The 26,752-nt window shown below is 69.2% G+C and carries 27 protein-coding genes; 16 read left to right on the plus strand and 11 right to left on the minus strand.

Features of this window, described 5'->3' with window-relative positions; translation table 11 throughout:
* Nucleotides 1–13: 13 nt before the first annotated feature.
* The 3 genes from NZH93_RS28380 to NZH93_RS28390 all read right to left on the minus strand — a co-directional run bounded on the left by NZH93_RS28380 (nt 14) and on the right by NZH93_RS28390 (nt 3,143).
* Nucleotides 14–937 (minus strand): NADP-dependent oxidoreductase, encoded by a 924-nt coding sequence (locus NZH93_RS28380; protein WP_259626283.1) that lies wholly within the window; start codon nt 935–937, stop codon nt 14–16.
* Nucleotides 938–1,042: 105 nt separating this feature from the next.
* A complete protein-coding gene (locus NZH93_RS28385) occupies nt 1,043–1,426 on the minus strand; it encodes a MerR family transcriptional regulator (protein ID WP_259626284.1) in 384 nt (127 codons plus the stop codon).
* A gap of 613 nt (nt 1,427–2,039) precedes the next feature.
* Nucleotides 2,040–3,143: an FAD-binding oxidoreductase gene (locus NZH93_RS28390; RefSeq protein ID WP_259626285.1), complete on the minus strand. Its 1,104-nt coding sequence runs from the start codon at nt 3,141–3,143 to the stop codon at nt 2,040–2,042.
* 456 nt (nt 3,144–3,599) lie between these two features.
* Between NZH93_RS28390 and NZH93_RS28395 the strand changes: the two genes are divergently transcribed.
* Together NZH93_RS28395 and NZH93_RS28400 are read left to right on the plus strand one after the other, a co-directional pair.
* Nucleotides 3,600–4,061, plus strand: coding sequence for a MarR family winged helix-turn-helix transcriptional regulator (locus tag NZH93_RS28395; RefSeq protein WP_259626286.1), 462 nt, complete (start codon nt 3,600–3,602; stop codon nt 4,059–4,061).
* A complete protein-coding gene (locus tag NZH93_RS28400; protein WP_259626287.1) occupies nt 4,058–5,689 on the plus strand; it encodes an MDR family MFS transporter in 1,632 nt (543 codons plus the stop codon). Before NZH93_RS28395 ends, NZH93_RS28400 begins: the two co-directional genes overlap by 4 nt.
* Before the next feature lie 59 nt (nt 5,690–5,748).
* On the opposite strand, the gene NZH93_RS28405 is transcribed toward NZH93_RS28400, so the two are convergent.
* Nucleotides 5,749–6,132, minus strand: a complete 384-nt coding sequence (locus tag NZH93_RS28405) for a VOC family protein (protein ID WP_259626288.1) — start codon at nt 6,130–6,132, stop codon at nt 5,749–5,751.
* 137 nt (nt 6,133–6,269) lie between these two features.
* Between NZH93_RS28405 and clpB the strand changes: the two genes are divergently transcribed.
* The 8 genes from clpB (at nt 6,270) to NZH93_RS28445 (ending at nt 14,780) form a co-directional block, all read left to right on the plus strand.
* Nucleotides 6,270–8,852: an ATP-dependent chaperone ClpB gene (clpB, locus tag NZH93_RS28410; protein WP_259626289.1), complete on the plus strand. Its 2,583-nt coding sequence runs from the start codon at nt 6,270–6,272 to the stop codon at nt 8,850–8,852.
* Nucleotides 8,853–9,688: 836 nt separating this feature from the next.
* Nucleotides 9,689–10,390 carry a TtfA family protein gene (locus tag NZH93_RS28415; RefSeq protein ID WP_259626290.1) on the plus strand — a complete coding sequence of 234 codons (702 nt, stop codon included), beginning with the start codon at nt 9,689–9,691 and terminating at the stop codon, nt 10,388–10,390.
* Nucleotides 10,391–10,409: 19 nt separating this feature from the next.
* Complete coding sequence (locus NZH93_RS28420; RefSeq protein WP_259626291.1) at nt 10,410–11,195, plus strand: SDR family NAD(P)-dependent oxidoreductase; 786 nt, start codon at nt 10,410–10,412, stop codon at nt 11,193–11,195.
* Nucleotides 11,196–11,245: 50 nt separating this feature from the next.
* Nucleotides 11,246–11,800, plus strand: coding sequence for an orotate phosphoribosyltransferase (gene pyrE, locus NZH93_RS28425; RefSeq protein ID WP_259626451.1), 555 nt, complete (start codon nt 11,246–11,248; stop codon nt 11,798–11,800).
* Complete coding sequence (locus NZH93_RS28430; RefSeq protein WP_259626292.1) at nt 11,800–12,489, plus strand: hypothetical protein; 690 nt, start codon at nt 11,800–11,802, stop codon at nt 12,487–12,489. The genes pyrE and NZH93_RS28430 overlap by 1 nt, the downstream gene beginning before the upstream one ends.
* A 63-nt stretch (nt 12,490–12,552) precedes the next feature.
* Entirely contained in the window at nt 12,553–12,939 is a 387-nt protein-coding gene (locus tag NZH93_RS28435; protein WP_259626293.1) for a DUF2784 domain-containing protein, read from the plus strand.
* Complete coding sequence (locus NZH93_RS28440; protein WP_259626294.1) at nt 12,899–13,657, plus strand: TrmH family RNA methyltransferase; 759 nt, start codon at nt 12,899–12,901, stop codon at nt 13,655–13,657. The genes NZH93_RS28435 and NZH93_RS28440 overlap by 41 nt, the downstream gene beginning before the upstream one ends.
* A gap of 4 nt (nt 13,658–13,661) precedes the next feature.
* Entirely contained in the window at nt 13,662–14,780 is a 1,119-nt protein-coding gene (locus NZH93_RS28445; RefSeq protein WP_259626295.1) for a glycoside hydrolase family 76 protein, read from the plus strand.
* Here NZH93_RS28445 and NZH93_RS28450 read toward each other — a convergent pair.
* From NZH93_RS28450 to NZH93_RS28465, 4 genes are all read right to left on the minus strand, one after another.
* Entirely contained in the window at nt 14,777–15,859 is a 1,083-nt protein-coding gene (locus NZH93_RS28450) for an SDR family oxidoreductase (RefSeq protein ID WP_259626296.1), read from the minus strand. The two genes, NZH93_RS28445 and NZH93_RS28450, sit on opposite strands and share 4 nt — an antisense overlap.
* A complete protein-coding gene (locus NZH93_RS28455) occupies nt 15,856–16,875 on the minus strand; it encodes a cytochrome P450 (RefSeq protein ID WP_259626297.1) in 1,020 nt (339 codons plus the stop codon). The genes NZH93_RS28450 and NZH93_RS28455 overlap by 4 nt, the downstream gene beginning before the upstream one ends.
* A 248-nt stretch (nt 16,876–17,123) precedes the next feature.
* Nucleotides 17,124–17,789 carry a hypothetical protein gene (locus NZH93_RS28460; protein ID WP_259626298.1) on the minus strand — a complete coding sequence of 222 codons (666 nt, stop codon included), beginning with the start codon at nt 17,787–17,789 and terminating at the stop codon, nt 17,124–17,126.
* Between the two features lie 228 nt (nt 17,790–18,017).
* The gene (locus NZH93_RS28465; RefSeq protein WP_259626299.1) at nt 18,018–18,995 is read right to left on the minus strand and encodes a LacI family DNA-binding transcriptional regulator; all 978 of its coding nucleotides are present in this window, start codon (nt 18,993–18,995) and stop codon (nt 18,018–18,020) included.
* Between the two features lie 71 nt (nt 18,996–19,066).
* On the opposite strand from NZH93_RS28465, the gene NZH93_RS28470 reads away from it, so the two are divergent.
* A complete protein-coding gene (locus NZH93_RS28470) occupies nt 19,067–19,918 on the plus strand; it encodes a PfkB family carbohydrate kinase (protein WP_259626300.1) in 852 nt (283 codons plus the stop codon).
* Nucleotides 19,900–20,535 (plus strand): nucleoside/nucleotide kinase family protein, encoded by a 636-nt coding sequence (locus NZH93_RS28475; RefSeq protein ID WP_259626301.1) that lies wholly within the window; start codon nt 19,900–19,902, stop codon nt 20,533–20,535. The genes NZH93_RS28470 and NZH93_RS28475 overlap by 19 nt, the downstream gene beginning before the upstream one ends.
* Here NZH93_RS28475 and NZH93_RS28480 read toward each other — a convergent pair.
* Both NZH93_RS28480 and NZH93_RS28485 read right to left on the minus strand, forming a co-directional pair.
* Complete coding sequence (locus NZH93_RS28480) at nt 20,519–21,205, minus strand: DedA family protein (RefSeq protein WP_259626302.1); 687 nt, start codon at nt 21,203–21,205, stop codon at nt 20,519–20,521. The genes NZH93_RS28475 and NZH93_RS28480 overlap by 17 nt on opposite strands.
* Nucleotides 21,206–21,251: 46 nt before the next feature.
* Nucleotides 21,252–21,524 carry a hypothetical protein gene (locus tag NZH93_RS28485; RefSeq protein WP_259626303.1) on the minus strand — a complete coding sequence of 91 codons (273 nt, stop codon included), beginning with the start codon at nt 21,522–21,524 and terminating at the stop codon, nt 21,252–21,254.
* A gap of 73 nt (nt 21,525–21,597) precedes the next feature.
* Here NZH93_RS28485 and NZH93_RS28490 point away from each other — a divergent pair, with 73 nt between their 5' ends.
* Genes NZH93_RS28490 through NZH93_RS28500 form a run of 3 tightly spaced genes read left to right on the plus strand, consistent with a single transcriptional unit; the run spans nt 21,598 to nt 23,337 of the window.
* Complete coding sequence (locus NZH93_RS28490) at nt 21,598–22,443, plus strand: Scr1 family TA system antitoxin-like transcriptional regulator (protein ID WP_259626304.1); 846 nt, start codon at nt 21,598–21,600, stop codon at nt 22,441–22,443.
* A gap of 10 nt (nt 22,444–22,453) precedes the next feature.
* Nucleotides 22,454–22,690, plus strand: a complete 237-nt coding sequence (locus tag NZH93_RS28495; protein ID WP_372506896.1) for a DUF397 domain-containing protein — start codon at nt 22,454–22,456, stop codon at nt 22,688–22,690.
* Between the two features lie 38 nt (nt 22,691–22,728).
* Nucleotides 22,729–23,337 (plus strand): TetR/AcrR family transcriptional regulator, encoded by a 609-nt coding sequence (locus NZH93_RS28500; protein WP_259626306.1) that lies wholly within the window; start codon nt 22,729–22,731, stop codon nt 23,335–23,337.
* Here the strand turns inward: NZH93_RS28500 and NZH93_RS28505 are convergent.
* Complete coding sequence (locus NZH93_RS28505; RefSeq protein ID WP_259626307.1) at nt 23,320–24,963, minus strand: MDR family MFS transporter; 1,644 nt, start codon at nt 24,961–24,963, stop codon at nt 23,320–23,322. The two genes, NZH93_RS28500 and NZH93_RS28505, sit on opposite strands and share 18 nt — an antisense overlap.
* A 126-nt stretch (nt 24,964–25,089) precedes the next feature.
* On the opposite strand from NZH93_RS28505, the gene NZH93_RS28510 reads away from it, so the two are divergent.
* Nucleotides 25,090–26,469, plus strand: a complete 1,380-nt coding sequence (locus NZH93_RS28510; RefSeq protein WP_276024289.1) for an FAD-binding oxidoreductase — start codon at nt 25,090–25,092, stop codon at nt 26,467–26,469.
* The last annotated feature ends 283 nt before the right edge of the window (nt 26,470–26,752 follow it).

Below are 26,752 nucleotides of genomic sequence, written 5' to 3' on the forward strand. Positions count from 1 at the left end.
GCGTGCGCGATCCTCAGGTCACCTTGATGACGACCTTGCCCGACGTGTGACCGTTCTCGACGGTGGCGAGGGCGGCCGGGGCGTCGGAGAGCGCGTGGACCGCGGTGATCACGGGCGCGAGGACTCCTTCGAGGGCCAGCCGGGCGGACCGCTCCAGGTTCTCGCGGTCGAGGCGGCGTTCGACGAAACGCCCACCGAGTTCGGGCACCGACATGTCACCCACGGCGATGACGTCGCGCGGGTCGCGGGCCAGCGGGGCGACCGTCCGCAGCGAGGCGCCCCCGGCCAGGTCGACGACCCCGTCGAAGCCGTCCGGGACCAGCTCGCGCGCCACGGCGACGACGTCCTCGGCGGTGTAGTCGATGAACCGCACCCCGACGGCTTCGGCCTGCTCGCGCTTGGCGGTGCTCCCGGTGCCGACCACCCGCAGCCCGCGGCTGGCGGCCAGCCGGGCGACGGCCAGGCCGACCCCGCCGCCGACCCCGTTGACCAGGATCGTGGCACCGGCCGGGAGGCCGAGCTGGTCGAGCGCGTCCACCGCGGTCGACCCGGCCACCGGCAGCGTCGCCGCCACGGTCGCGGACAGGCCCGCCGGGATGCGCGCGGTGTTCGGCGCGGACAGCACCGTCGTCTCGGCGTAGGTGCCGCCACCGGTGAGCGCGAAGCCGAAGACCGCGTCACCCACCTCCAGTCCGTCGACGTCCTCGCCGAGGGCGAGCACGGTTCCCGCCGCCTCCATGCCCAGCACCCGCGGGAACGGCCGCCCGCCGTCGAGGCCGGGGACCAGACCCTGGCGGAGCAGGTGGTCCAGCGGGTTCACGCCCGCGACGTCGACCCGGACCAGCACCTCGCCGCGACCGGGGACGGGGTCGGGACGATCGAAGAACTCCAGCACCTCGGGCCCGCCGTGCTCGCCGAAACCCCACGCCTGTCCCATTTCCTGCCGCCTCCCGTATGACCGCCCCGGTGGTTCCGGCGCTGTCGCCATCCTCACCGTTGACATCGATGTGAAGGGCAAGCGGCTGAGGCGCAGGTCACAGCTTCAGGCTGACACCGGTTCTGCGGACAGCGCCGCCCGGTGCCTGCTGTTGGCCTTGAGCAGCACGTCGAGCGCGTCCCGCGTCTCGACCAGGTGCGCGATGTCCGCGTCGATCCGGTCGCGCTCGCGTCGCATCGCCGCGTACGTCTCCTCGGCGACCTCGAGGTCATCGGGGATGTCCACGCACGGCAGCACCGTCGCGATCACCCGGCTGGACATGCCCGCGTCGAAGAGTCGCCGGATGAGCGCCACGCGCTGGACCTGGGCGTCGGAGTAGTGCCGCTGCCCGGCCTCGGAACGTGAACTGGCCAGCAGGCCCTGCTCTTCGTAGTACCGCAGCGAGCGCGGACTCACGCCCGTGCGCTTGGACAGCTCACCGATCCGCATTCCCCCAAGCCTACGGGCGAAGCGCCGGCCCTCACAGCCATCCGGACGCCCATCGGGGAATCGTGAAAATACTTCACTCCGCAACCATCGGCACGCCCCGCCGAACCCGCCCGATGGCAACTCCGAGTAACTCTCGATCTTGAGCAGCGCTCGGTTTCCGCCGGGGATCCCCCCGAATTCCACTCTACCGACGAGGTCCGACAATTCCGGGCTTTCATCCGCTGAAAACCCTTGCTGACCAGCGAAGACACATTTTCCGAAATTGACGCTACGCAAAATTGTCGGTGCTGCTTGGTAGCGTTGAAATCAGGGGTCCCCCTGGCCGGGGGACGCCTTTGTCGGGCTCGAGGAAAACAAAAATAATCGCGATTCGTGGATTTGTCGACAATTCAAAACTGTCGGACCACCGCGCTACGCTGTTGATTCGGGGGTCCACCATTCCGGGTGACCCCGGTTCGCTGCTGGGGTCGGCTTGACCTGCTCCAAGTCAAGCCGACCGCGCGTCCTCGGTGGTGCGTCCTCGTGGTGCGGCCGCTCGTGGCCCCAGTGGTTCTCGCCGTCACCACGGTCGCGCCGGGTGCGGGCAGGCATCCGGCGCGTCGAGCTGGACGTGTCAGTCCAGGGTGAACGGGTCGTACTTGATGCGGTCCAGCGGTGTTCCCGCGACGAGCATGCGGGAGACGGTCGAGCGGATCATGGCGGGTGAGCCGCAGACGAGGACGTCGCGGTCTTCCCAGGCGCCGTAGCGGGTGACGACGTCCGCGAGCGTGCCCTGCTCGACGCCCCTGGCGCCGGGATCGGACTCGAGCACCGGTACGACGGTCAGCCACGGGTTGGTCATGGCGATGCGCTGGAGGTTGTCCAGGTCGTACAGGTCCTCGCGGGTGCGACCGCCGACGAACAGGTGGACGCGCGGGTTTTCGCCCCACTGCGCCATTTCGTCGATGATCGCGTGCATCGGCGCGACACCGGTGCCGCCCGCCACCATCAGGATGTCCTGCTTGGACGTCCGGTCGACGCCGAGCCTGCCCATGGGCGGACCCAGGCGCCAGACGTCGCCCGGCTGGGTGTGGCCGACGACGGAACGGCTGACCCAGCCGCCTTCCACGGATCTGATGTGGAACTCGATGCTGCCGTCCTCGCGGGGGGCGTTGGCGGGTGAGAAGTACCGCCACAGCCTGCCGCGCTGCGGTGTTTCGACGCTGAGGTACTGACCAGCCCGGTAGGGCAGCGGGTGGTCGGGCATAAGCCGTACGACGGCGAGGTCCCAGCTCACGCGCTGGTGCTCCAGCACCGTGGCGCGCCAGAAGGCCGGGCCGTCGTCGGCGGCCGCCGCTTCCTGCATGGACCTGGCCATGATCGTGTACGCCTCGGCCCACGCCATCTCGACCGCAGGGGTCCAGGTGGTGCCCGCGTACTTCTTCACGGCGGCCAGCAGTGCGGTGCCGACGGCTTCGTAGTGGATGGTCACGACGCCGAACTTCCGGTGGTCGCGACCCAACTGGCGGAGGAACGGGATGAGGTCGTCCGGGCGGTCCACCATCTGCACGGTGTGCACGAGGGCGCGCAGCAGGCGGCTGCGCTGCACCTCCATGTTGGCGGGGAACATCTCGCGGGTGGAGGGCGAGAGGCTGAAGAGCATGCCGTAGAAGAACTTGGCGACTTCTTCGGCGCGCGGCTCCACCACCGCGAAGCTCTCCCGGATCATGCGCACCATTGCGGTGACGCCAGGAGGTGGTTCGCGGTGTGGCGGAGTAGGGATGGGACTAAGTACGGCGTTCGCTGTCATGATCCGGGCGCAGTCTCCACGTTCTTAGAGGCGCCAGCAAGGCGCACCGTCCACGTCAAGCATCCAACCCCGACGCGACGACATTAACCCTTCATCTGGCTGGTTGACTCCTTGATGCCACCTTCGAGTGCAGCTTGGTTACATAGCGTCGCACGAATACCGGCCAACAGTGGAACATTCTCCGTGGTGTGTACCTTGATCGCCCCTTGTCTCCTACCCGTGGACGTGCGTAGCCCGGTGTAGTCACCCGGTGTCCCGCCGCGACCCGCCTCCTGAGACCCGTGTTCGTCCTGTCGGGTGGTCCTCCAGGTCACAGCCAAAAAAGTTGTATTGGGCAACTATCCGGGCATATAGTTGTCGTTGACAACTAACGAGGTGATGGGCATGAGCCCGACCAGGGAGAGCTGCATCGACGTCCTGCGCCAGTTGCACGCGGTGTTCCAGCTCAAGCACGTGATCACCACGAAGGTGTGGGAAGAGCGAGACCTGAACCCGGCGGCCGTGGGGCTGCTGGCGGAGCTGGCACGGCGCGGCGAGTCCCGCGTGTCGGAGCTGGCGCAGGTCCACCTGGTCGACACGTCCGTGGTGAGCAGGCAGGTCGCGCAACTGGAGAAGGCGGGCCTGGTCGAACGCCGCGCCTGCCAGAACGACGGCCGCTCGCAGCTCATCTCCGCCACCGCCCACGGGCTCAAGATGCTCGACGGCTGGCGGCAGGCCCAGATCACCCTCGTCCAGGAGGCGCTCGCCGACTGGACGGAAGAAGACGTCCGCGCGTTCGTACGCCAGTTCGGCTTGTTCACCGACGACCTGCGCGCCCACCTGCTGGTCCCGGAGGCCATTCGATGACAGACGCGACACCCATGACCCACCGCAAGATCCTGGAGGCCCTGTCCGGGATCCTGCTGGCGCTGCTGGTGGCGATCCTCAGCTCGACGATCGTCGCCAACGCGCTGCCGACCATCCTCGCGGACCTCAAGGGCAACCAGACCCAGTACACCTGGGTCATCACCTCGACCCTGCTGGCGTCGACGGCCACGACCCCGATCTGGGGCAAGCTGGCCGACCTGTTCAGCAAGAAGCTGCTCTTCCAGATCGCCATCACCATCTTCACGATCGGCTCGGTGCTCTCCGGGTTCGCCCAGGACATGGAGCAGTTGATCGGCTTCCGCGTCGTCCAGGGCCTCGGCATGGGCGGTGTGCAGGCGCTCGCGCAGGTCATCATCGGCGCGATGGTCAGCCCGCGGGAACGCGGCCGCTACAGCGGCTACACCGGCGCGGTCATGGCTGCGGCGACGGTCGGCGGCCCGCTGGTCGGCGGGTTCATCGTCGACACGCCGGGGCTCGGCTGGCGCTGGACGTTCTTCATCACCGTCCCGCTGGCGGTGCTGGCGCTGGGCGTGCTCTCCAAGACGCTGAAGCTGCCCACGGTCCGCAAGGACGTGAAGATCGACTACGCGGGCGCGTTCCTGATCACCGGCGGCGTCAGCCTGGTGCTGATGTGGGTGTCGTTCGCGGGCAAGGACTTCGGCTGGATCTCCCTGGAGACCCTCGCCTACCTCGCCGGGGCCGCCGCGGCTCTGGTTGCCGCGTACTTCGTGGAGCGCCGGGCCAGCTCGCCGGTCGTGCCGCTGCGGCTGTTCAAGCACCGCACGCTGTCGCTGGCCGTGCTCGGCAGCGTCGCCGTCGGCACGTCGATGTTCGGCGCCTCGGTGTTCCTCGGCCAGTACTTCCAGCTCTCCCGCGGCTTCTCGCCGACGAAGGCCGGCCTGCTCACGCTGCCGCTGGTGGCGGGCCTGACGATCGCGTCGACCGTCTCCGGCCAGTTGATCTCGAAGTACGGCAAGTGGAAGAACTTCCTGGTGACCGGCGCGGTCGTCCTCGTCGTCGGGCTCGGGCTGCTCGGCACGATCGACCACGGGACCAACCTGGTGCTGATGGGCGCCTACATGCTGCTGACCGGTGTCGGCCTCGGCCTCACCATGCAGAACCTGGTGCTCGCCGTGCAGAACGACGTGGCCATGGCCGACCTCGGCGCCGCCAGCTCCACGGTGACGTTCTTCCGCTCGCTCGGCGGCACGGCCGGCGTCGCGGTGCTCGGCTCGGTGCTCGCCAGCCAGGTCAGCACGAAGATCGCCGCCGGTCTGCCGCCCGGCACGCCCGCTGGCACGGGTGGCGGCACGCTCGACCTCGTCCACCTGCCCGGCCCGATCCAGGCGCTGGTGCGCGGGGCCTACGGCGACGCGATGGCGACGCTGTTCCTGATCGCGGCCGTCGCCGCCGTCGTCACGGTCGTGGCCGTCGTGATGATCAAGGAAGTACCCCTGCGGACCTCGATGGACATCCCGCAGCCGGTGGTCGGTTCACCGACGGGAGAGGCACCTGTCCACCTGCCTGTGGATGCCGACCTGCGGAATGTGGATAACTCCACCCCTGATGTGGACAACTCGCTACTACATGTGGGTGACCGGAGGTAGATAGGGGCCAAGATGTGCCCTCCGCTGTGTGATCCACACGGCGGAGGGCATTTCGCGCGTCAGGGCATCGCGGCCTTCTCGGCGGCGCTGCGCTCGACGCAGAACTCGTTGCCCTCGGGATCGCCGAGCACCACCCAGCCGCGGCCGTCGGGCCTGCGCTGGTCGTCCACCAGGGTCGCGCCGATGCCGAGCAGCCGCGCGACCTCGTCGTCGCGCGTGGTGTCCGGCTGGACGTCGAGGTGCACCCGGTTCCGGAGCGCGGTCTTCTTGTCGGGAACGGTCACGAAAAGGAGGATCGGCCCGGTCGGGGCCAGCACCGACGCCTCGGGGTCGCCGGGGAAGTCGTCGTCGGCCAGCGGGTACCCGGTCACCTTGGACCAGAACGTCGCCAGCTCGTAGGCGTCCAGGCTGCTGAAGGTGATGTGCTGTGGTTTCGCGCTCATCGGCCGATCTTCCCGGCGAAGTGGCTCACGCCACAGCGAATATTCAAGTTGAGCGGAACGGACTCAACTTTGCTGACGTTGTGCATGATGGGAGCGCGTGCGGGAAGCTGGCGCGCACATCTGCGATGGGGTGAGGAATGGACGCTTTCAACCCGACCACGAAGACTCAGCAGGCGGTCTCGGCCGCGGTGCAGACCGCGACGGTGGCGGGGAACCCGGACGTGGGTTCCGTGCACCTGCTCGGCGCGCTGCTGGCTCAGGGGGACGGGCTGACCGCGCCGCTGCTGGCCGCGGTGGGCGCGGATCCGGGGGTCGTGCGCAAGGACCTGGAGCAGCTCTCCCGAGCGCTGCCGACGGCCAGCGGCTCCACGATGTCCGCCCCGCAGTTCTCCCGCGACGCCGCGCGCGTCCTCGCCAAGGCGCAGGAGCTCGCGACCGAGATGGGCGACGAGTACGTCTCCACCGAGCACCTGCTGGTCGGCCTCGCCCAGCACGGCGGCCAGGTGGCCGACCTGCTGCGCCGCCACGGCGCCACGCCGGACGCGCTGCGCGAGGCGTTCACCAAGGTGCGCGGCTCGGCGCGGGTGACCAGCCCGGACCCCGAGGGCACGTACAAGGCGCTGGAGAAGTACGGCGTCGACCTGACCGAACGCGCCCGCAAGGGCGAACTGGACCCGGTGATCGGCCGCGACTCGGAGATCCGCCGCGTCGTCCAGGTGCTGTCCCGGCGCACCAAGAACAACCCCGTGCTGATCGGCGAGCCCGGCGTGGGCAAGACCGCCATCGTCGAGGGCCTGGCCCAGCGCGTGGTCGCCGGTGACGTGCCGGAGTCGTTGCGCGGCAAGCGGGTCGTGGCACTCGACTTGGGCTCGATGGTCGCGGGCGCGAAGTTCCGCGGCGAGTTCGAGGAGCGGTTGAAGGCCGTGCTGAAGGAGATCACCGACTCCGCGGGCCAGGTCATCACGTTCATCGACGAGCTGCACACGATCGTCGGCGCGGGCGCCACGGGCGAGAGCGCGATGGACGCGGGCAACATGATCAAGCCCATGCTGGCGCGCGGCGAGCTGCGCATGGTCGGCGCGACCACGTTGGACGAGTACCGCAAGTACGTCGAGAAGGACCCGGCCCTGGAGCGCAGGTTCCAGCAGGTGCTGGTCGGCGAGCCGAGCGTCGAGGACACGGTCGGCATCCTGCGCGGCCTCAAGGAGCGCTACGAGGTCCACCACGGCGTCCGCATCACCGACACCGCGCTGGTCGCCGCGGCGACCCTCTCCGACCGCTACATCACCTCCCGGTTCCTGCCGGACAAGGCCATCGACCTCGTCGACGAGGCCGCGTCCCGGCTCCGCATGGAGATCGACTCGCGCCCGGTCGAGGTCGACGAGGTCGAACGGGCCGTGCGCCGCCTGGAGATCGAGGAGATGGCGCTCGCGAAGGAGTCCGACGCGGCGTCGAAGGAACGGCTGACCGCGCTGCGCGCCGAGCTGGCCGAGAAGCGCGAGAACCTGGCGGCCCTGACCGCCCGCTGGCAGAACGAGAAGGGCTCCATCGACAAGGTCCGCGACCTCAAGGAGCAGTTGGAGCAGCTGCGCGGCGAGTCGGAGCGCGCCGAACGCGACGGCGACCTCGGCCGCGCCGCCGAACTCCGGTACGGCCGCATCCCGGCGTTGGAGAAGGACCTCGAGGCGGCCACCAAGTCGACGGAGCAGGCCTCGGCGATGCTCAAGGAGGAGGTCGGCCCGGACGACGTCGCGGACGTCGTGAGCGCGTGGACGGGCATCCCCGCAGGCAGGCTGCTGGAGGGCGAGACGGCCAAGCTGCTGCGCATGGAGGACGAGCTGACCAACCGCGTCGTCGGCCAGGCGGAAGCGGTCAGGGTCGTCTCCGACGCCGTCCGCCGCACCCGCGCGGGCGTGGCCGACCCCGACCGCCCAACCGGCTCGTTCCTGTTCCTCGGCCCGACCGGCGTGGGCAAGACCGAACTGGCCAAGGCCTTGGCGGAGTTCCTGTTCGACGACGAGCGCGCCATGACCCGCATCGACATGAGCGAGTACTCGGAGAAGCACTCCGTCGCCCGTCTGGTGGGCGCCCCTCCCGGCTACGTCGGCTACGACCAGGGCGGCCAACTCACCGAATCGGTCCGCCGCCGCCCGTACTCGGTCGTGCTGCTGGACGAGGTGGAGAAGGCCCACCCGGACGTGTTCGACGTGCTGCTCCAGGTGCTCGATGACGGCAGGCTGACCGACGGCCAGGGCCGGACGGTCGACTTCCGCAACACCATCCTGGTGCTCACGTCGAACCTGGGCTCCCACGCCATCGCCGACGCGAACCTCGACGAACGCCAGCGCACGGACGCGGTGATGTCCGTGGTGCGCAAGCACTTCAAGCCGGAGTTCCTGAACAGGCTGGATGACGTGGTGGTCTTCCACGCACTGGCGACGGAAGAGCTGACGTCCATTGTGGACATCCAGGTGCGGAAGCTGGCGCAGAGGTTGGGGCAGCGGAGGTTGACGTTGGAGGTGACGACGTCGGCGAGGGATTGGTTGGCACTGAACGGGTTCGACCCGGTTTACGGGGCGAGGCCGCTGCGGCGACTGATCCAGTCGGCGATCGGGGATCAGTTGGCGAAGGAGTTGCTGGCCGGGGAGGTTCGGGATGGCGACACGGTTCGAGTGGATGTCATGGATGACAACTCGGGGCTGATCGTGGGCCGGTCTTGAGGGTGTGATGAAGGACGGCCCGTTCCCGGTGGGGGCGGGCCGTCTTGGTTTTTGCTGTTGCCCACCACCTACGAGACCGGACGCCGTCTCGTGCCTACCACCTACGGAGCGGGACGCCGCCTACGCAGCGTGGCCGATTTTACTTGGGGGATTTGCCCCTTAAACTTGCGTCGGACGGCGGCTTCACCTTCCCGCCGTTTTGGTCCGACGAAGGGGCAAATCTAGGGGCCCCAAGTCAAATCGGCCACATCCTCGCTGGATGTCCGGTACGGAAGCCGACCCCGCTGTGACCTGCGGGTATGTCTTTGATGGCTCCCCCGCCACCCCTCTCGCGCAATTATTTCAATGCTTTTCACGCTTTGTCAAGGCGGGAAAGATGCCTTGACAAAGCGTGAAAAGCACGAAGGGCGCTGGGGATGGGGGCGGCGGGGGAGGTCTGTGTCGGGTCGGTTTGGTGGGGCCGCTCGGCTGGGTAGCGGTGCAGGTCAAGTCAAAGACAAAAGCCAGAAGCCAAAGCCAAAGCGCACCGGGGGCCGGTCGAGGCAGGTCAGGGCAGGTCAGGGCAGGTCAGGGCAGGTCAGGGCAGATCAGGGCAGATCAGGGCCGGTCAAGCGGCGTCAACGCGCCCCGCGCCAACCCGACCACCCCCCCCACCCCCTAACACCCGTGACCTTACGCCCGCCACCACCCCCACCCCGATAAATCCCTCCCCCCACCTCCCCACCCCACCCCGCCTGCCCCGACACCCCCGTGCGAGGTAACGGGTTGATCTGTTCGTGGGAACCACCCCGCAAGTGATCTTCGTAATGCTCCACGGGACCGCTACCCTCGCACCTGTGGGAATACCTGCCTGGGTCTGGTTCACCGTCTGCGCGGTGGCGGGAGTAGCCGGTTTCGCGCTGCTCGCGACCGATCGGGCGCAGCGCACCGCGCGCAACCGCGAACGCCGTCGGTGGGCCGCGTTGCGCGGTTGGCAGTTCGAGGAGACGGATCACGTCCTGCCCACCCGCTGGGAGAGCGGTGCCATCGCCTACTACGGCACCGGTATCGCCAGGGACGTGGTGGCGGGTTCGACGTTCACCGCTGACGGCAGGCGTCAGGTGTACGTCCTGGACCACGAGACCAACGGCAAGGTCAACTCGGTGCTGGTCGGTGTTCGCTGCCGCCGCCCGCTGTCCGTGGTGATCGAGTTGTGGCTGCCCAGCGTGCCCTTCCAGCGCGACCAGATGCCGGACCTCCTCGGTCCGGTCGGGTCCCGCTACGCGTTCGTCACCGAGCTCGCGGCGGCTCGCAAGCTGATCACGCCCGACCTGGTCGACGCGGCCGAGGAGATCGGCGCGGACGTCACCGTGGTGTGGTTCGAGGGCGACTGGGTCATGGCGGCGGCGCCGCCGAACTCCAGTCCGGCCCGGCTCGAACGGCTCCTGCGCGACGTGGGCGAGCTGGCCGACGTGGTCGACCCGTTCGACGCCGAGCAGGACGCCGAGACCGGTGGCGAGGTCTACCGCCCGTCGTTCGGTCGCAAGCCCGCGAGCTAGACCCGCTAGCGTTCCGGCCATGCCCACCGCACTGGTCACCGGGGCGACCGCCGGTATCGGAGCCGCGTTCGCCCGTCGTCTCGCCGCCGAGGGGCACGACCTCGTGCTGGTCGCGCGGACGACGTCCCGTCTCGAAGACCTGTCCCGGCGGTTGACCGAGCGCCACGGCGTCGCCGTCGAGGTGCTGGCCGCCGACCTGTCCGACGCGGAGCAGCGGGCGGTCGTCGAGGCGCGCCTCACCGACCCGGAGCGCCCGGTCGACCTGCTCGTCAACAACGCGGGGTTCGCCAGTGCCGGCGAGTTCCTGACCATGGACGTCGACCGCCTCCAGGCGCAGCTCGACGTGAACTTGACGAGCGTCCTGCGGCTCACCAGGGCCGTCGTGCCCGGCATGGTCGAACGCGGTCGTGGTGCCGTGGTGAACGTGGCCAGCGTCGCGGCGTTCCTGCCCGGTCGCGGCTCGACCTACAGCGCCGAGAAGTCGTACGTGACGCTGTTCTCCGAGGGCATCTCGATGGCGATCGAGGCGTCCGGGTCGCCGGTGAAGGTGATGGCGCTGTGCCCCGGTTTCACCCGCACCGAGTTCCACGAGCGCGCGGCGATCGACATGACCGGCACCCCGGAGTTCCTCTGGCTGGACGCCGACCGGCTGGTGCACGACTGCCTCGCCGACCTGCGCGGCGGCAAGGCGCTGTCCGTTCCCGGCTTGCAGTACAAGGCGGTCGTGGCGGTGAGCAGGCTGATCCCGAGGGCGCTGCTGCGGAAGGCGGCGTCGCGGTTCGCGGGTGGTCGGGGCAGGACCTGATCGCGCAGATGCCGGGGGGTGTGCAAAGGTTGGGACCCGTGCGAACCGAAGTGGTCCTTGACGCCGGTGCCAAAGCAGAACTGGCCCGGTTGGTGAGTGAGTTGGCCGTCGTGCACGGCAGGGTGACGCTGTCCTCGGGGCGTGAGGCGGACTACTACATCGACCTCCGCCGGGCGACGCTGCACCACGCGGCGGCCCCCCTGATCGGCAGGCTGCTGCGGCAGCTCACCGCGGACTGGGACTACGTCGCCGCCGGTGGCCTCACGCTCGGCGCCGACCCGGTCGCGACCGCGATGATGCACGCCGCCGCGGCCTCCGGTGACGTGCTGGACGCGTTCGTCGTCCGCAAGGAGGCCAAGAAGCACGGCATGCAGCGGCGCATCGAGGGCATCGAGGTCACCGGTCAGCGCGTGCTGGCCGTTGAGGACACGACGACGACCGGCAACAGCCCGCTGACGGCCGTCGAAGCGCTCCGCGAGGCGGGCGCGACCGTGGTCGGCGTGGCCACCGTCGTGGACCGCGGCACCGGCGCCAAGGAGATCATCGAGGCCCAGGGGCTGCCCTACCGCTACCTCCTGGACCTGGCCGACCTCGGTCTGGGCTGATGACCGGGCTGGTCCTCCTCCTCGTGATCCTGGCCATCCTGGGGGCCGGGGTCGCGGTGGGGCTGTCCCGTCGCAAGCGGAACCCGTTCACGAACCAGCAGTTCGTGTCGGAGTGGGAGCAGCGGATGCGCGCGGTCGAGGCGAGCCTCGGCTGGCGGTTCGTCGCGGAGGACCAGGGCTTCCAGGAACGGGTGCCGCACGTCGGCCGGATGCTCGAAGCCGACCGCAGCCGGGTGAAGTACCAGCTCGTCGGCCAGTGGCGCGGCGTGCCCGTGCTCGCCGTGGAGGTCGTGCTGCGCACGGACAACGTGGTGACGCACGAGTTCCGCACCTACTCCGCGGTCGTCGTGCCCCGGCCGATGCCCGGCCCGTGGGTGCTGGTCAGCCCGCGCGAGGACAGCGTGTGGGGGATCTTCGAGCAGTTCACCCTCACCGGCGACCCGCTGTTCGACCAGCGCTACGAGGTGCGCCGGGCGAACCCGGCGTTCGCGACGGCCCTGCTCGGGTCCGGCCTGACGCAGGCGCTGCTGCAAGACCCGCGCGCGGCGGGCGTCGCGTTCGCGTTCGACGAGCACGCCCTCGCCGCCGTCGTGCCGGGCCACCTGGTGCAAGCACCGCTGGGTCATCTGGCGGATCTGCTGCTCGACCTGGGGGGCCGGGTGCCGTGGCAGGCGCTACCGCGCGGGTGAACCGGGTGTTTATCACGCGCGCTGGGTGGAATCCCCGTTCTACATTGGAACGGGGAGGTGGACGTGGTCTCTCAAGCGCTGGCCGAGCTGATCATGACTGTGCACTTCGCCGTCCTGGTGTTCCTCATCGTGGGCGGCTTTCTGGCCTGGCACTGGCGCGGGTTGATCTACCCGCACCTGGCCATGGCGACGTGGGGACTCCTGGTCGTCGCGTTCCCGCTGAACTGCCCGCTGACCGCTGCCGAGAACTTCTTCCGCGTCCGCGCGGGGCAGCCCGAACTGGTGGACGGCTTCATCGACCACTACATCGACGGGGTGCTCTACCCGCAGACGGCCGCAGGCGCGGTGCAGTTGCTGGTGGGTGTCCTGGTGCTGGGGTCGTGGACCGGCTACTACCTGCGGTGGCGCGGTGAGCGCCACGCCGAATCGCGCCACGTCGGAGCCCACTGAGCGGACCGTGCTGCTGGAGGGCTTCCACGCGGTGAAGCACGCGTTGCGCTTCGGCGCGCCCGTGGAACCCCTCGTGACGCTGAGCACGTCCGCGCTGCTCGGGCTCGCGGAGTCGCACGCGCCGGACCTCCTCGAACGGCTCGGCCACGCGCGGGAGGTCGACAAGGCCGAGTTCACCCGGCTCGTCGGCCGTCCGCACCCGACCGGTGTGGCCGGGTTCGCCGCGCGGCCCGCCGTCGACGTCGCCGGGCTCGCCAAGGACCGCGACGCCCCGCTCGTCCTCCTCGACAACCCCCGCAACCTCGGCAACTTCGGCGCGGTCATCCGGGTCGCCGCCGGGCTCGGGGCGGGGGGTGTGCTGTCGATCGGGGACGTCGACCCGTGGCACCCGAACGTCCTGCGCGGCAGTGCCGGGCTGCACTTCGCGCTTCCGGTCGGCAGGCTCGACACGCTGGACGGCGTCGAGGGCCCGGTGTTCGCGCTGGACGCGGACGGGGCGGAGATCGTGGACGTGCGGATTCCGGCCGACGCGGTGCTGGCGTTCGGGTCCGAGCGGCACGGGTTGTCGGCGGCGGTGCGGGCGCGGGCGGACCACCTGGTGTCGTTGCCGATGCGGCCGCTGGTGTCCAGCTACAACCTGACCACGTCCGTCGCCATGGCGTTGTACCACTGGGACCTCTTCCAGCGCGCGTCTGGAACGGTCAAGAACGCACGATGACCTCGTGACGGTCGAGAGGTCCACCCCGAAGCTCCTGGCGGCACGTGCCGGAGTCGCCGAGCGAGCCGTGCACTCGCGCCACCTGCGCCGGGTTTGGGGCGTGCCGGGAACGCTGCTCGGCGTCGCCGCCTGGCCGGTGGACTGGCGCGGTCACCTGCACGTGCGGTTCAACTACTGGTGGCAGGCCCACCTGCTGGACTGCGTGGTCGACGCCCAGTTGCGGGCGCCGACCGAGGCGCGCAAGCAGGTGGTGCGGCGGCTGGTGCGCGGTGTGCGGGTGCGGAACCTGGTCGGGTGGACGAACGACTTCTACGACGACGTGGCCTGGCTGGGGCTGGCGCTGCTGCGGGCGGCGGAGGACGTCGGGGTCTCCAGGCCCGCCGGGGTCGCGGCGATCGCGGCGCGGCTGCGCGACGGCTGGACCGACCACGGTGGCGGCGGGATCTGGTGGAAGCGGAACGACGACTTCAAGAACGTGCCCGCGAACGGTCCGACGGCGATCTTCTTCGCCCGCCTGTCGAGGGCGGGCGGGTCGCGCGGCGACCTCGGCCGGGCGCGGTCCATCGTGGACTGGATGGAGTCGAACCTGGTCGACCCCGAGTCGGGGTTGGCGTGGGACGGCCTGCACGTGCACCCGAACGGTGAGATCCGCGAGATCGAGAAGAACGTCTACTCGTACTGCCAAGGGGTTCTGCTCGGGGCGAACCTCGAACTGGTGCGGGAGTCGCCGTCGGCGCTGGACCGGGTCGAGCGGTTGATCCGCGCGGTCGACAAGGAACTCGCGGTCGACGGGGTGCTGCGCGGCCACGGCGGTGGTGACGGCGGGCTGTTCGGCGGGATCCTGCTGCGCTACCTGGCGCGGGCGGCCGTCGCGCTGCCCGACCTCGACCGGCGGGCCGCCGCGGACATCGCCGCCGACGTCGTGTTCTCGTCGGCGGAAGCGGTGTGGGACAACAGGACCGTGGCCGTCAGCGGGCCGATGTTCGGTCCTGAGTGGACGGAACCGGCCGTCGCCGGGGGGCGACGGCCGGAGAACGACCTGTCCGTCCAGCTCGGCGGGTGGATGGCCCTCGAAGCCGCCGCGCTGCTGGAGCGCAGCGGCTTCGACCCGCCGCGCCGCTAGCGGGCCAGCAGCCCGCGGTACCAGTCGAGGTAGTGGGCCAGCTCGTCCAGGTCGAACCGCCAAGAGTGCAGCGCGGGCGAACCCACGGCGTCGACCAGGTTCTTCTGGTCGAACCGCTTGTCGCCGGTCATGTACGAGCCGTAGAACTCGATCTTGCGGTCGAACTCCCGCTCCAACTGGGTGAACCCGGTGACGTCGTCGGTGTGCACGGGCCGGGGCAGCCCCGCCTTCTCGAACATCACCCCGAGGCCCGGTCCGACCTGGAGCGGGGCCGGGTGGGTCAGGTGGAACACCTCGGCTGTCGACCCGGACTGGCTGATGCTCACGGCGTCCGCCACGACCAGGTCCACCGGCACCAGGTTGACCCGCGCGAGCGCTTCGGCGCGCACCCGCATCGGCGTGGCCAGGTCCTCCGGCGACCCCAGCGCGCCGAGCGCCCGGCGGAACTGCGAGAGCCTGCGCTGGATCCCGTACAGCCCGGACTGCCCGCCGCACAGCGCGTACGTGCGGCTGTGACCGATCACGACGCTGGGCCGCAACGTCCTGGTGGCGAACGCCGTGGCCTCCGACACCAGGCGTTCGGCGCCGATCTTGCTGTCCTCGTAGCGGTTGTTGGTCTCCACGCCGTCCATCCGGACCTCGGGGATCTCGCCGTCCAACCGTCCCGCCACGTACGCCGTGCTCGTGTAGTTGAACGTCGACGCGCCCGCGGCCTCGGCCAGGTCGAGCGCGTTGCGGGTGCCCTCGACGTTGGTGTCCCGCAACGCTTCCCAGTGCCGGTCCTCGTACCGCAGGTCCGCCGCGTTGTGCCAGAACTCCCCGGCTCCGCTCAGGCCCTCCACGCCGAGGCGCGGCTTGCCGAGGTCGGCGGGGACGACCGTGACGCGCTTGTCGATCTCCAGCCCGTCCGCGCCGTACTCGCGGGCCGCCTTGGCCAGCGCGGTCCTCAGCTTCTCCTCCGGTTCGACCTTGCGGCCGGGCCGGACCAGGCACACGACCTCGTCGTCGGTGCGCGCCAGCAGTTCCAGGACCAGGGCCGCCCCGACCAGCCCGGTCGCGCCGGTGACCACCTGCTTCACGGCCGCCTCCCGGTGGGGGTGAAGTACGCGGGCATCCGGCCGATCGCGTTGATGAAGTTGCCCGCCACGTACCGCGGCGTGCCGATCCGGAGGTCCGGCAGTTGCCGGTAGACCTCGGTGAGGACGTGCCGCAGTTCGAGCTTCGCGAGGTGCGCGCCGAGGCAGTAGTGCGGTCCTCCGCCGCCGAAGGCGATGTGCCGGTTCGGCGTGCGGGTGATGTCGAAGTTCCACGGGTCCGTGAAGACCTGTTCATCGCGGTTGGCCGACGAGTAGAAGAGCACGACGTGCTCCCCGGCCTCGATGGTCTGCCCACCCAGTTCGGTGCGCTCCACGGCGGTGCGGCGGAAGGTCATGATGGGGGTGGACCAGCGCAGGACCTCCTCGACCGCGCCCGGCAGGTGCGCGTCGAGGTCGCCGAGCAGCAGGGCGCGCTGGGCGGGGAAGCGGTCGAGCGCGTGCACGCCGTGGCTGATGGCGTGCCGGGTGGTCTCGTTGCCCGCGATGAACAGCAGGATGAAGAACGCGCGGATCTCGTCGTCGGTGAGCCGTTCGCCGTCGACCTCGGCCTGGATGAGCGCGCTCATGAGGTCGTCGGTCGGGTGGTCGCGCTTCTCGTCGATCAGGTCGAGGGACATGGCGGTGAACGCGACCACGCCGTCGCGGATGGCCTGTCCGGGGTCGGTGCCGCCGAACTCGGGGTCCTTGCAGCCGATCATGGCGTTCGCGTGGACGAGGGCGCGGTCCCGCTGGTCCTCGGGCAGCCCGATGATCTCGCAGATGGTCCAGATCGGCAGCCGCTCGGCGACGCCGGTGACGAAGTCGACCTCGCCGAGGTGGGCCACGGAGGCGACCACGTCGTGGGCGGCGCGCCGGATGGCGGCGTCCATCCGCGCCATCCGGCGGGGGGTGAAGGTGGTGGTGATGAGCTTGCGGAGCCGGGCGTGCCGGGGGCCGTCCATCGCGATGATCGACTGCGTCGCCTCGGCCAGCGCGGGGGGCAGGATCTCCAGGGTCACGCCGCCGAAGTACGCGGAGGAGGAGAACGTTCGAGGATTTCGACTGACTTCGGAAACGTCGTCATGGTTGACGACCGCCCAATAACCCTGCGTTTCCACCGAGGGGATAACGGGGTTTTCAATGGCCGGCTGCCACGAGACCGGATGATTCCGTCTCAACTCGGCGAATCGGGAATCCCGGTCCTCGGGAGACGACGACCAGAATTCCTCGGAGGAGAGGTTTACCGCAACGGCATTCTCCAAAGTCGTCATGATGTTGTTTCCGAGAGTTCCGCGGCGATCTCCCCGCGCAGCACGGACTCCAGCTCGACCAGCGCCCTGGCGACCGTCGACCCGTCCAGCACCCGGTGGTCGTAGGTGAGTCGCACGTCCAACGTCCCGTCGTCCTCGAACTGCCCGTAGTTCAACGTCGTCGTCAACGGCGAGAGCTGGTGCAGGCTGGCCCCGCCCTCGGACGCCGTGGTGCTGGCCGCGAACGTGCCGAGGAAGTAGGCGCGGAACGGGCCGCGGGCCTGCACCGCGAGCCACCAGATCAGCCTGCGGACCGGGAACGGCAGGCCGCTCAGCTTGAGGATCCGCCGGTAGCTGCGCAAACTCTCCAGCGGAGCCGTCTTGTACTTGCGCACGATGGCGTCGACCTCGCGCAGCGACAGCGTCTCGGGCCTGGGGACGCGGGTGAAGAACACCGCGCTCTCCCCCTCGTACACCCGCTCCACGCTGAACGACGCGGCCGTCTCGGGGTGCTCGTAGAGCTGGGCCCGCGGGAACGAGAAGTACGCGCGGCGCAGCTCGGGGTGCCTGGAGCACACGACGCCGTACGCCTTGATGAAGATCGCGCACCAACTCACGTGGTCGGTCGCCGTGGCCCGCGCGGCGACCACGTCGCCCAGGCGCATCCGCCGTTGCATCGGCACGCTGGGGACCTTGCGCGAATGGTGGAGCAGGTCGCGCATGAACTGCCGGGGCGGCGAAAGCCGGAGCGTTCGCCCGCGTCGAATGGGGACGTCCCGTGTCGGACTCGGAAGCTCCCCTGATTGCCGTGTTATCGGTGTCCTGATGAGCATGCGTCCGACGATAAGGACGAAAAGTACGCTCTCCGAGAACGTTGTCCGGAATAGGGGTTGATGTAAATCATATTGCGCTCAGTGACAGCCGCAGGACTGTCGGTGCTTCAGCGTCGGCGCGAGCCGGATGGTTTCCGCCGGGCGGTGCGGGTCGGTGATCCTCGACAGCAGCAACCTGACGGCCGTTCGGCCGATCTCCTCGATCGGCTGGGCCATCGTCGTGAGCGCCGGTTCGACCAGTTCGGACCACTCGACCTCGTCGTAGGAGACCAGCGCCAGGTCCCGGCCGATCCGCAGCCCGCGGGTGCGGATCTCGTGCATCACGCTGGTCAGGACCATGTGGTCGCCCGCGATCACGGCCGTCGGCGGCGACTCCAGGTCCAGCAGCGGGCCCAGTTTGCCGTCGGACGAGACGAGGTCCTCGTCCCACTGGAGACCGGACCGGCCGAGCCCGAGGCGGTAGCCGAGTACGCGCTCGTCGGTGGTCGCGAGACCGATCTGGCCGGTGACCATCCCGATCCTCCGGTGGCCAAGCTCGGCCAGGTGCCGCGCCAACTGGGACGTGGACTGGACGTTCTCCGGCCCGACCTGGTCCATGTCCTGGCTCATCGTCAGCCGGTCGACGAGCACCGTCGGGATGCCGAGGCGGCGGAGTTCGGGCAGCACGGCGCCGCCCGCCCCCGCCGACGGTGTCAGCAGCAGGCCGTCGACCCGACGGCCGCGGAGCATCCGCACGGCCGCCTGCTCGGACTCGGCGGTGTCGCGCGTGTCGATCAGGACGAGGGAGTAGCCGGCGGTCGTGGCCTCGTTCTCGATGGCGGCGATCAGCTCCGCGAAGTACGGGTGCGACACCAGCGAGACGGCCAGCCCCAAGGACTTCGTGCCGCCCGTCACGAGGGAGCGCGCGATGGCGTCCCCGGTGTAGCCGGTCTCCTCGATGGCCTTGAGGACGCGTTCCTTCGTCTCCGGTGCCACCGACCGGGTCTCGTTGATGACGTGTGAGACCGTGGTGATGGAGACCCCGGCGAGGGTTGCGACCTCCTTCATGGTGATCATCTGGCGCCTGCCCCGTTCCCCGTTCGCGCAATCGCTTGCGACCGGACCCTACCTGCTAGGAGGCGTTCGCGATGGTTGCGGTGATGTGTGTCGGCCTCACCACCGTCGACGTCATCCAGCAGGTGGGTGAATTCCCCGTTCCGGGTGAGAAGGTGCAGTCCAGGGGTGTCCACATGACACCGGGAGGCCCCGCGGCCAACGCCGCGACGACGGTGGCCGCCCTCGGCCACGAGGCCGTGCTGCTGACCGCTCTGGGCCGGGACGCGCTCGGGATGTTCGCCGCCGCCGGCCTCGCCTCGCGGGGCGTCGAGTTCCACGACGTGGCGCCCGACTCCCGCATCTCGCTCAGCATGGTCGCGGTCCGCGAGCACGACGGCGAGAGGACCGTGATCTCCCGCAACGCGGCCGAAGTGGACCCGCGCGCCACTGTGGACTCCGTAACGCCGTTTGTTTTGCGGGCGGACGTGCTGCTGCTCGACGGGCACCTCGGTCCGCTGGCCCTGACATCGGCGAAAGTGGCCAAAGATGCCGGTTTGCCGGTGGTGCTCGACGCCGGGAGCTGGAAACCTGTGCTTGAAGACCTGCTGCCGCTGGTGGACGTGGCCGCGTGCTCGTCGGCTTTCGGGCCGACCGAGGACGAGCTGCACGCCCTCGGGGTGCCGCTGGTGATCCGGACGAACGGTGCGAACCCGGTCGCGTGGTCGTGTGACGGGGAGTTCCACGAACTGCCGGTACCCGCGGTGGACGTGCGCGACACCAACGGCGCGGGGGACGTGTGGCACGGTGCCCTTGCCGTCGCGCTCGCCCGGCAGGAACCGGTCGCGGCAGCGATCGGGTATGCGAACGCGGTCGCGGCCGTGAGGGTGCGCAACACCGCGCAGGATTGGCTTGAGGAGTTGGCAAGGTGGCAGGACAGCAGGTGAAGTTCGACGAGCTGCTCGACCGGGCTCGCGGGCTCGTGGACACCGGTGAGCGCAGGCTGCTCGGCATCGGCGGCGCACCTGGCTCGGGCAAGTCCACGCTCGCACGCCGGTTGGTCGACGCGCTCGGCGCAGACGCGGCGCTCGTGGAGATGGACGGCTTCCACCTCGCCCAGCGCGAGCTGCTGCGGCTGCGCATCAGCGAGCGCAAGGGCGCGCCGGACACCTTCGACGTCGCGGGCTACGTGGACCTGCTCGCCAGGCTCAAGGCCGCCGGCCCGGACATCGTCTACGCGCCCGAGTTCCGGCGCGAGATCGAGGAGCCCATCTCCTGCGCCGTGCCCATCGGCCCGGACGTGCCGCTCATCGTCACCGAGGGCAACTACCTGCTGCTGAACTACGACAAGTGGAAGCGCGTCCGCATCGTGCTGGACGAGGCCTGGTTCCTGTTCATCGACGACGACCTCAGGGTGCAGCGGCTGATAGACCGCCACCTGCGGTTCGGCCGGACGCTGGCGGAGGCCGAGGAACGCGTCCTGCACGGCACGGACCACGTCAACGCCCTGATGGTGAACTCCTCCAAGGCGGGCGCCGACCTGCTCATCACCGACGTGGTGTGAGGTCCGCCTCCGCGTCGAGGTCGATCGGCTTCTGCATCTCCTGGCGGTAGCGCCACACGCCGTACGCGGTGCCGAAGACGAAGAACGCGATGCTCACCACGACCGCCGTCGTCTCCAGCCACGGCATCGACGTCAGCAGACCCGCCCCGTAGTACCCGGCCAGCACGAGCGTCGGCACCCACGCCAGCGCGCCCAGCGTCGTGGCCAGCAGGAACCGCTTCTTGTCCATCTGCGCCGCGCCCGCGACCATCGGCGCCAGCGTGCGGACCCACGGGATCCACCTGGCCAGCACGATCGCCCAGAACCCGCGCCGGTCCAGGAAGTCCCTGGCCTTCTCCAGGTTCGCCCGGTTCAGCATCCGGCCGCCCTTGCGGGCAAGTAGATGTGTACCGGTGGTCTGGCCGATGTAGTAGCCGACCAGGTTGCCGACCAGCGCCACCAGCATGGCCGCGGCGGACAGCAGCCACGCGTTCCACGCACCGGTGTGCTGGGCCAGGATGACACCGGCCGCGAAGAGCAGCGAATCACCGGGCAGAAACAGCCCGAAGATGAAGGCGCACTCGACGAACAGGAAGCCCAGCGTGATCAGCCACACCGCTACCGGACCCGCGGTCTCCAGCGGGTTGAGCGGACTGATCGCGAGCGTGAGGGTCGAACCGGACAGAACCACCCGTTCAGACTACGTCGGGGAGGGGTGTCCGCAGGGTGACCTTGACTCAACCGGTAGCGGAAAGCTTTGCGTCGTAACGGATCGCGCACACACGGTCACGGTCTTGATTGGTCCCGGCCCGCCACACGACGACCAACCACTCACCGGGCGCCGCACCCCGCCGGTCCAGGAAATCCTGCGCACACCCGGCCGTGTACCGAATTCGCCACTCCTCTCCGGAGTTGATGTACCACCCGTGATCGGATACCACTTCCGTGTACTTCACCGGTTCATTCCGCCGGGCGTACTCGATCACGTGCCGATAGTTCTCCTGGGTCATTGGGAGAAGGATCCGGAAGACGTCGACCAAGTGACGACGTCACATTGTCGGGGTCACCTGCCATGCTGTTCGAGTGGGTGCCGACGACAGCCCGGCTTATCAACGACGAACGCTGGGCAGGCGGCTGCGCCTATTGCGCACAGCGGCCCGGTTGACGTTCGAGGAGGCGTACGACCGGTTGGAGATGTCGGACACCACCCTCAACCGGATCGAAAGGGGGACGACCGGCGTTGGTGTACACACGGTCAAAAGCATGCTGGACCTCTACGGGGTGGGGGCTCAGGAGTGGGAGCCGATCCTGGCGCTGGTCAGGGAGGCGAACAGAAAGGGCTGGTGGACGGAATTCGGACTGACCAACAGGTCGTACCCGGCGATGGAGACCGCCGCGTCGGTGGTCTGGGACTTCGCGCTGGCCTACCTGCCGGGCTTGTTGCAGACCGAGGACTACATGACAGCGGTCTTCCGCTCATGGATCGCTCCGCGGACCGAGAGGCAATTTCGGAACCAGGTGTCGATCAGGCAGATTCGGCAGCAGAGGCTGAGCAGTCCGGAGGACCCGCTGGAACTGGTCGCGATCATCGATGAGGGCGCTTTGCGCAGACTCATCGGCGGACCGGTGGTAATGGTCGGGCAACTGCGGTACCTGCTCGACATGGCCGAGCTGGATTCGGTCACGATCCACATTCTGCCCACCGGGGCGGGTGCTCATGTAGGGCTGCTCGGGCCCTTCTCGGTGCTCCAGTTCGCCGATCCGCACGAGCCCGATGTCGCTTTCTTCGAAAACATCTTCGTATCCACCTTCGTGAAGCGTGATGCGGATGTCGACCGGTGTAGGCTCGTCGTCGAGAGCCTGAGGTCTTCGGCGCTCGACCCCCAGCGTTCGAAGGCGCTGATCAGGCGGGTCTTGGATGAGCTGTAGGAGGGCCGCCGTGTGGCGTAAGAGCAGCTACAGCGGTGCCAACGACAACGGCAACTGCGTCGAGGTGGCTTGGCGTAAGAGCAGCCACAGCGGTTCTAGCGACAACAGTGCTTGCGTCGAGGTGGCGTTCGGCGGGCAGGTGGGTGTTCGGGACTCGAAGAACCCCGAATCCGTTCTCAGCTTCCCCGTGGAGAGCTTCCGCGCGTTCGTCTCTGTGGTACGAACGACCGGCACGGCTCGTCGCTGATCCGTTCTAGCCTCGACGGTGCTATGTCGGGCTCAAGGATGACCAAGCCGCAGCGCCGTGAGCAGATCCTCGCCACGGCGGCGGAGGTGTTCGCCACCACCGGCTACGCCCACGCGGGCATGCGGGAGGTGGCGACCAAGGCGGGGATCACGACGCCGGTGCTCTACGACCACTTCGCATCGAAGGCGGACCTGTACGCGGTGCTCCTCGTGCAGCAGGTCGACTCGCTGGTGGACGAGTGGTCGGCGCCCGTCGCGCCGGTGAGCACGTACGACCTGTTCCACGGTCGCGTCAGCTCGATCTACGCGTGGATCGAGCACAACGAGCACGCCTGGCGGATGATCTTCGGTGAGCCGCCGCGGGACGAGGACGTGGCGCGCGTGCACCGCGAGGGGCAGGCGCGGGCGACGAGGCACCTCACGGGGCTGTTCCGGTCGGTGCCGCGCCTCGACCTGTCCGTCGACCTCGACCGGGCACGGGCCGACGAACTCCTCGCGGAGGCGGCCAGGAGCGCGTTGAACGCGATGGCCACGTGGTGGTGGAGCAACCGGGACGTCCCGCGCGAGCACGTCGTCGCGCTGACCACCGACCTGCTGTGGCGGGGCATCCGCGACCTGACGGGCTCGGCGTCACACGTGCGGTACTGAGTCGAGGTTGTCCGAGGTGGTCGTGCGCAGCGGGATCTCCTTGATGAAGAACGTCGTCACGAACGCCACGACCATGACGAACGCGCCGGTCAGGAACACCGCGTCGATCGACTCGGCGAAGCCCTCCAGGAACGGCCGCGCCAGCCGCGGGTCGACCTGCTGGAGGAACGACGAGTCCTGGAGCACGCCCGCGTTGCCGCCGCCGCCCTGGAGCGCGTCGAGCACCGGCTTGTTGACCGGGTTGCCCAGCACGGCCGGGTCCTTCAGCGCGGCCTGGAACTCCGGTGTCGGCACGATCCGGGTGAAGGCGTCCTTGATGCTGTCCGGCACCGTGCTGAACAGGATCGACAGGAACACCGCGACGCCGACCGTGCCACCCATCTGGCGGAAGAACGTGGCGGACGCGGTGGCCACGCCGAGGTCGCGGGTCGGGACGGCGTTCTGCGCGGCGATCGTGAGGGTCTGCATGCAGTTGCCGAGGCCGAAGCCGAAGATCGTCATGTAGATCGTCGGCTGCCAGATGGAGGAGTCGACGTCCACCGTCTGGAACAGGAACATCGCGACCACCATCAGCGCGGTGCCGATGATCGGGAAGATCTTGTAGCGGCCCGTGCGCGAGGTGATCTGGCCGGACATGATCGAGCCGACCATGATGCCCAGCGTCATCGGGATCATCAGCAGCCCGGCCTCGGTCGGCGTGTGGCCCTTCACGATCTGCAAGTACTGGGGGATCATCGAGATGCCGCCGAACATGCCGATGCCCACGACGAACCCGGCGATGATGATCATCGTGAACGTCGACGTGCGGAACAGCTTGAGCGGGATCAGGGCCTCGTCGCCCATCTTGGACTCGACCCAGATGAACAGCACCACGCCGACCAGGCCGATGACGTAGCAGCTAACCGACCCGACCGAGCCCCAACCCCACTCGCGGCCCTGCTCGGCGACGATCAGCAGCGGCACGATGCCCATGGTCAGGAACAGCGCGCCCCAGTAGTCGACGCGGTGGTCGTGCGCCTCGTGCGGGAGCCGCAGGACGCGCCACACGACGGCCAGCGCGATGAAGCCGATCGGCACGTTCACCAGGAACACCCACCGCCAGCCCGTGATGCCGAGGATGGTGTCCGTACCGGCGAGGAAACCGCCGATGACCGGCCCGAGCACGCTGGAGGTGCCGAACACCGCCAGGAAGTAGCCCTGGTACTTGGCCCGCTCGCGCGGCGGCATCATGTCGGCGATGATCGTGAACGCCAGCGACATCAACCCGCCCGCGCCGAGGCCCTGCAACGCGCGGAACGCGGCCAGCTCGTACATCGAGGTGGAGAACGTGCAGGCCAGCGAGCCGACCACGAAGATGGTGATCGCGGCGAGGTAGAACGGCCGCCTGCCGTAGATGTCCGACAGCTTGCCGTAGATCGGTGTCGAGATGGTCGACGTGATCAGGTACGCCGTGGTCGCCCACGCCTGGAGGCTCAGCCCCTGGAGGTCGTCCGCGATCGTCCGGATCGACGTGCCGACGATCGTCTGGTCGAGTGCGGCCAGGAACATGCCGATCATCAGGCCGCTCAGCACGGCGAGGATCTGGCGGTGGGTGAGCTGGCCGTTCCCGGCCTCCACTTTGACCATTCGTCGAGTCTGCGCCATGCCCGTGGATGTCGCCGTACGGTCGTCCCGGCCACGGGGGTCGTCTGTGCCCGGATGTCGCAAACGCCCCGGTTCCGGTGTGACGAAGACCCGGCTAGCGTGCAGTGCATGGCCCTGGTCGAAGAACTCCGCGCGGCGTTGGGTCCGAACGCCGTCCTGACCGACACCGACGTCACCTCCGCCTACCAGCGCGACATGATGCCGCTGGCGCCGTACGGCTCACCGCTCGCCGTCGTCCTGCCCACCGACACCGAAGGGGTCCAGGCCGTCGTGCGCGCGTGCGCCGCGGCGGGCGTCCCGATCGTCCCGCGCGGCGCGGGCAGCGGCCTGTCCGGCGCGGCCAACGCGGTCGACGGCTGCGTGGTGCTCGTGACCACGAAGATGAACGCGATCCTGGAGATCGACGCGGACAACCGGCTCGCGGTCGTCGAGCCCGGTGTGGTCAACCTCGACCTGCGCGGGGCCGTGGAGAAGAACGGCCTGTTCTACCCGCCGGACCCGTCCAGCTACGACTGGTGCACGATCGGCGGCAACCTGTCCACGAACGCGGGCGGCCTGTGCTGCGTGAAGTACGGCGTCACGACGGACTCCGTGCTGGGCCTGGAGGTCGTGCTCGCGGACGGCGAGCTGCTGAAGACCGGCCGCCGCACCGTGAAGGGCGTGGCGGGCTACGACCTGACCAAGCTGTTCGTCGGCAGCGAGGGCACGCTCGGCGTGATCACGAAGGCGACGCTGGCCCTCCGGCCGCTGCCGCAGGCGCCGGTGACGCTGGTGGCGGCGTTCAACACCACCGAGGCGGCCGGGATCGCGGTCAGCGCCGTCGTGCGCGAGGGCCTGGTGCCGTCGCTGATGGAGATCATGGACCGCACGTCCATCGAGGCCGTCGAGACGTACCTGAAGACCGAACTCGGCGCGGGTCCCGGTTGCGCGGCGCTGCTGATCTGCCAGTCCGACGCGGGCGCCGAGACCGGGATGCGCGAACTCGCCGTCATCGAGCAGCTCTGCACCGACGCGGGCGCCGAACTGGTGTACGCCACCGAGGACGTCTCCGAGGGCCGCGACCTCCTCACGGCCCGCCGCGCCGTCCTGACCGCGCTGGAGGTCTACGGCGCGTGGCTCACCGACGACGTCTGCGTGCCCCGCACCAGGATCGCCGAACTGATCGCGGGCTGCGAGCGCGTCAGCGCCGAGGTCGACCTCCGCATCGCCGTCGTCGGCCACGCGGGCGACGGCAACATGCACCCCACCATCGTCTACGACCCCACGTCCGAGGACGAGTTCTCCCGCGCCCGCAAGGCTTTCGACGAGATCCTGGCCATCGGGCTCGCCCTCGGCGGCACGGTCACCGGCGAGCACGGCATCGGCAAGATCAAGCGCGAGTGGCTGGCCCGCGAGATCGGCCCCGTCGGCCTGCGCGTGCACCGCGAGATCAAGCGCGCGCTCGACCCCGGCAACGTCTTCAACCCCGGCTCGATGTTCTCGCTGTAGCGCGGCAGGGGCCGAACACCCTGCCGCGCCACGACTAGTCCGCGACGTAGAAGTAGTAGGCCTCGTTGTACGGCGACTCGATCCCGGCCGAGGTGCGGCTCCGGACCCACAGGTCGTGCCAGCCCGTGGTCGTCGTACACGAAGATCGGGTCGCCGTCGCACGGATGATCCGACACCACCAGCCCGGTCGGCGTCGCCGGTGGCCCCACCGGATCGGCTGACGCGGGTGCCACCGCCATCGCCATCACCGAGGCCGACACCACCAGCACACCGGAGGCGCGCC

Source organism: Umezawaea endophytica (assembly GCF_025061645.1).
GTDB classification, from domain to species: Bacteria; Actinomycetota; Actinomycetes; order Mycobacteriales; family Pseudonocardiaceae; genus Umezawaea; species Umezawaea endophytica.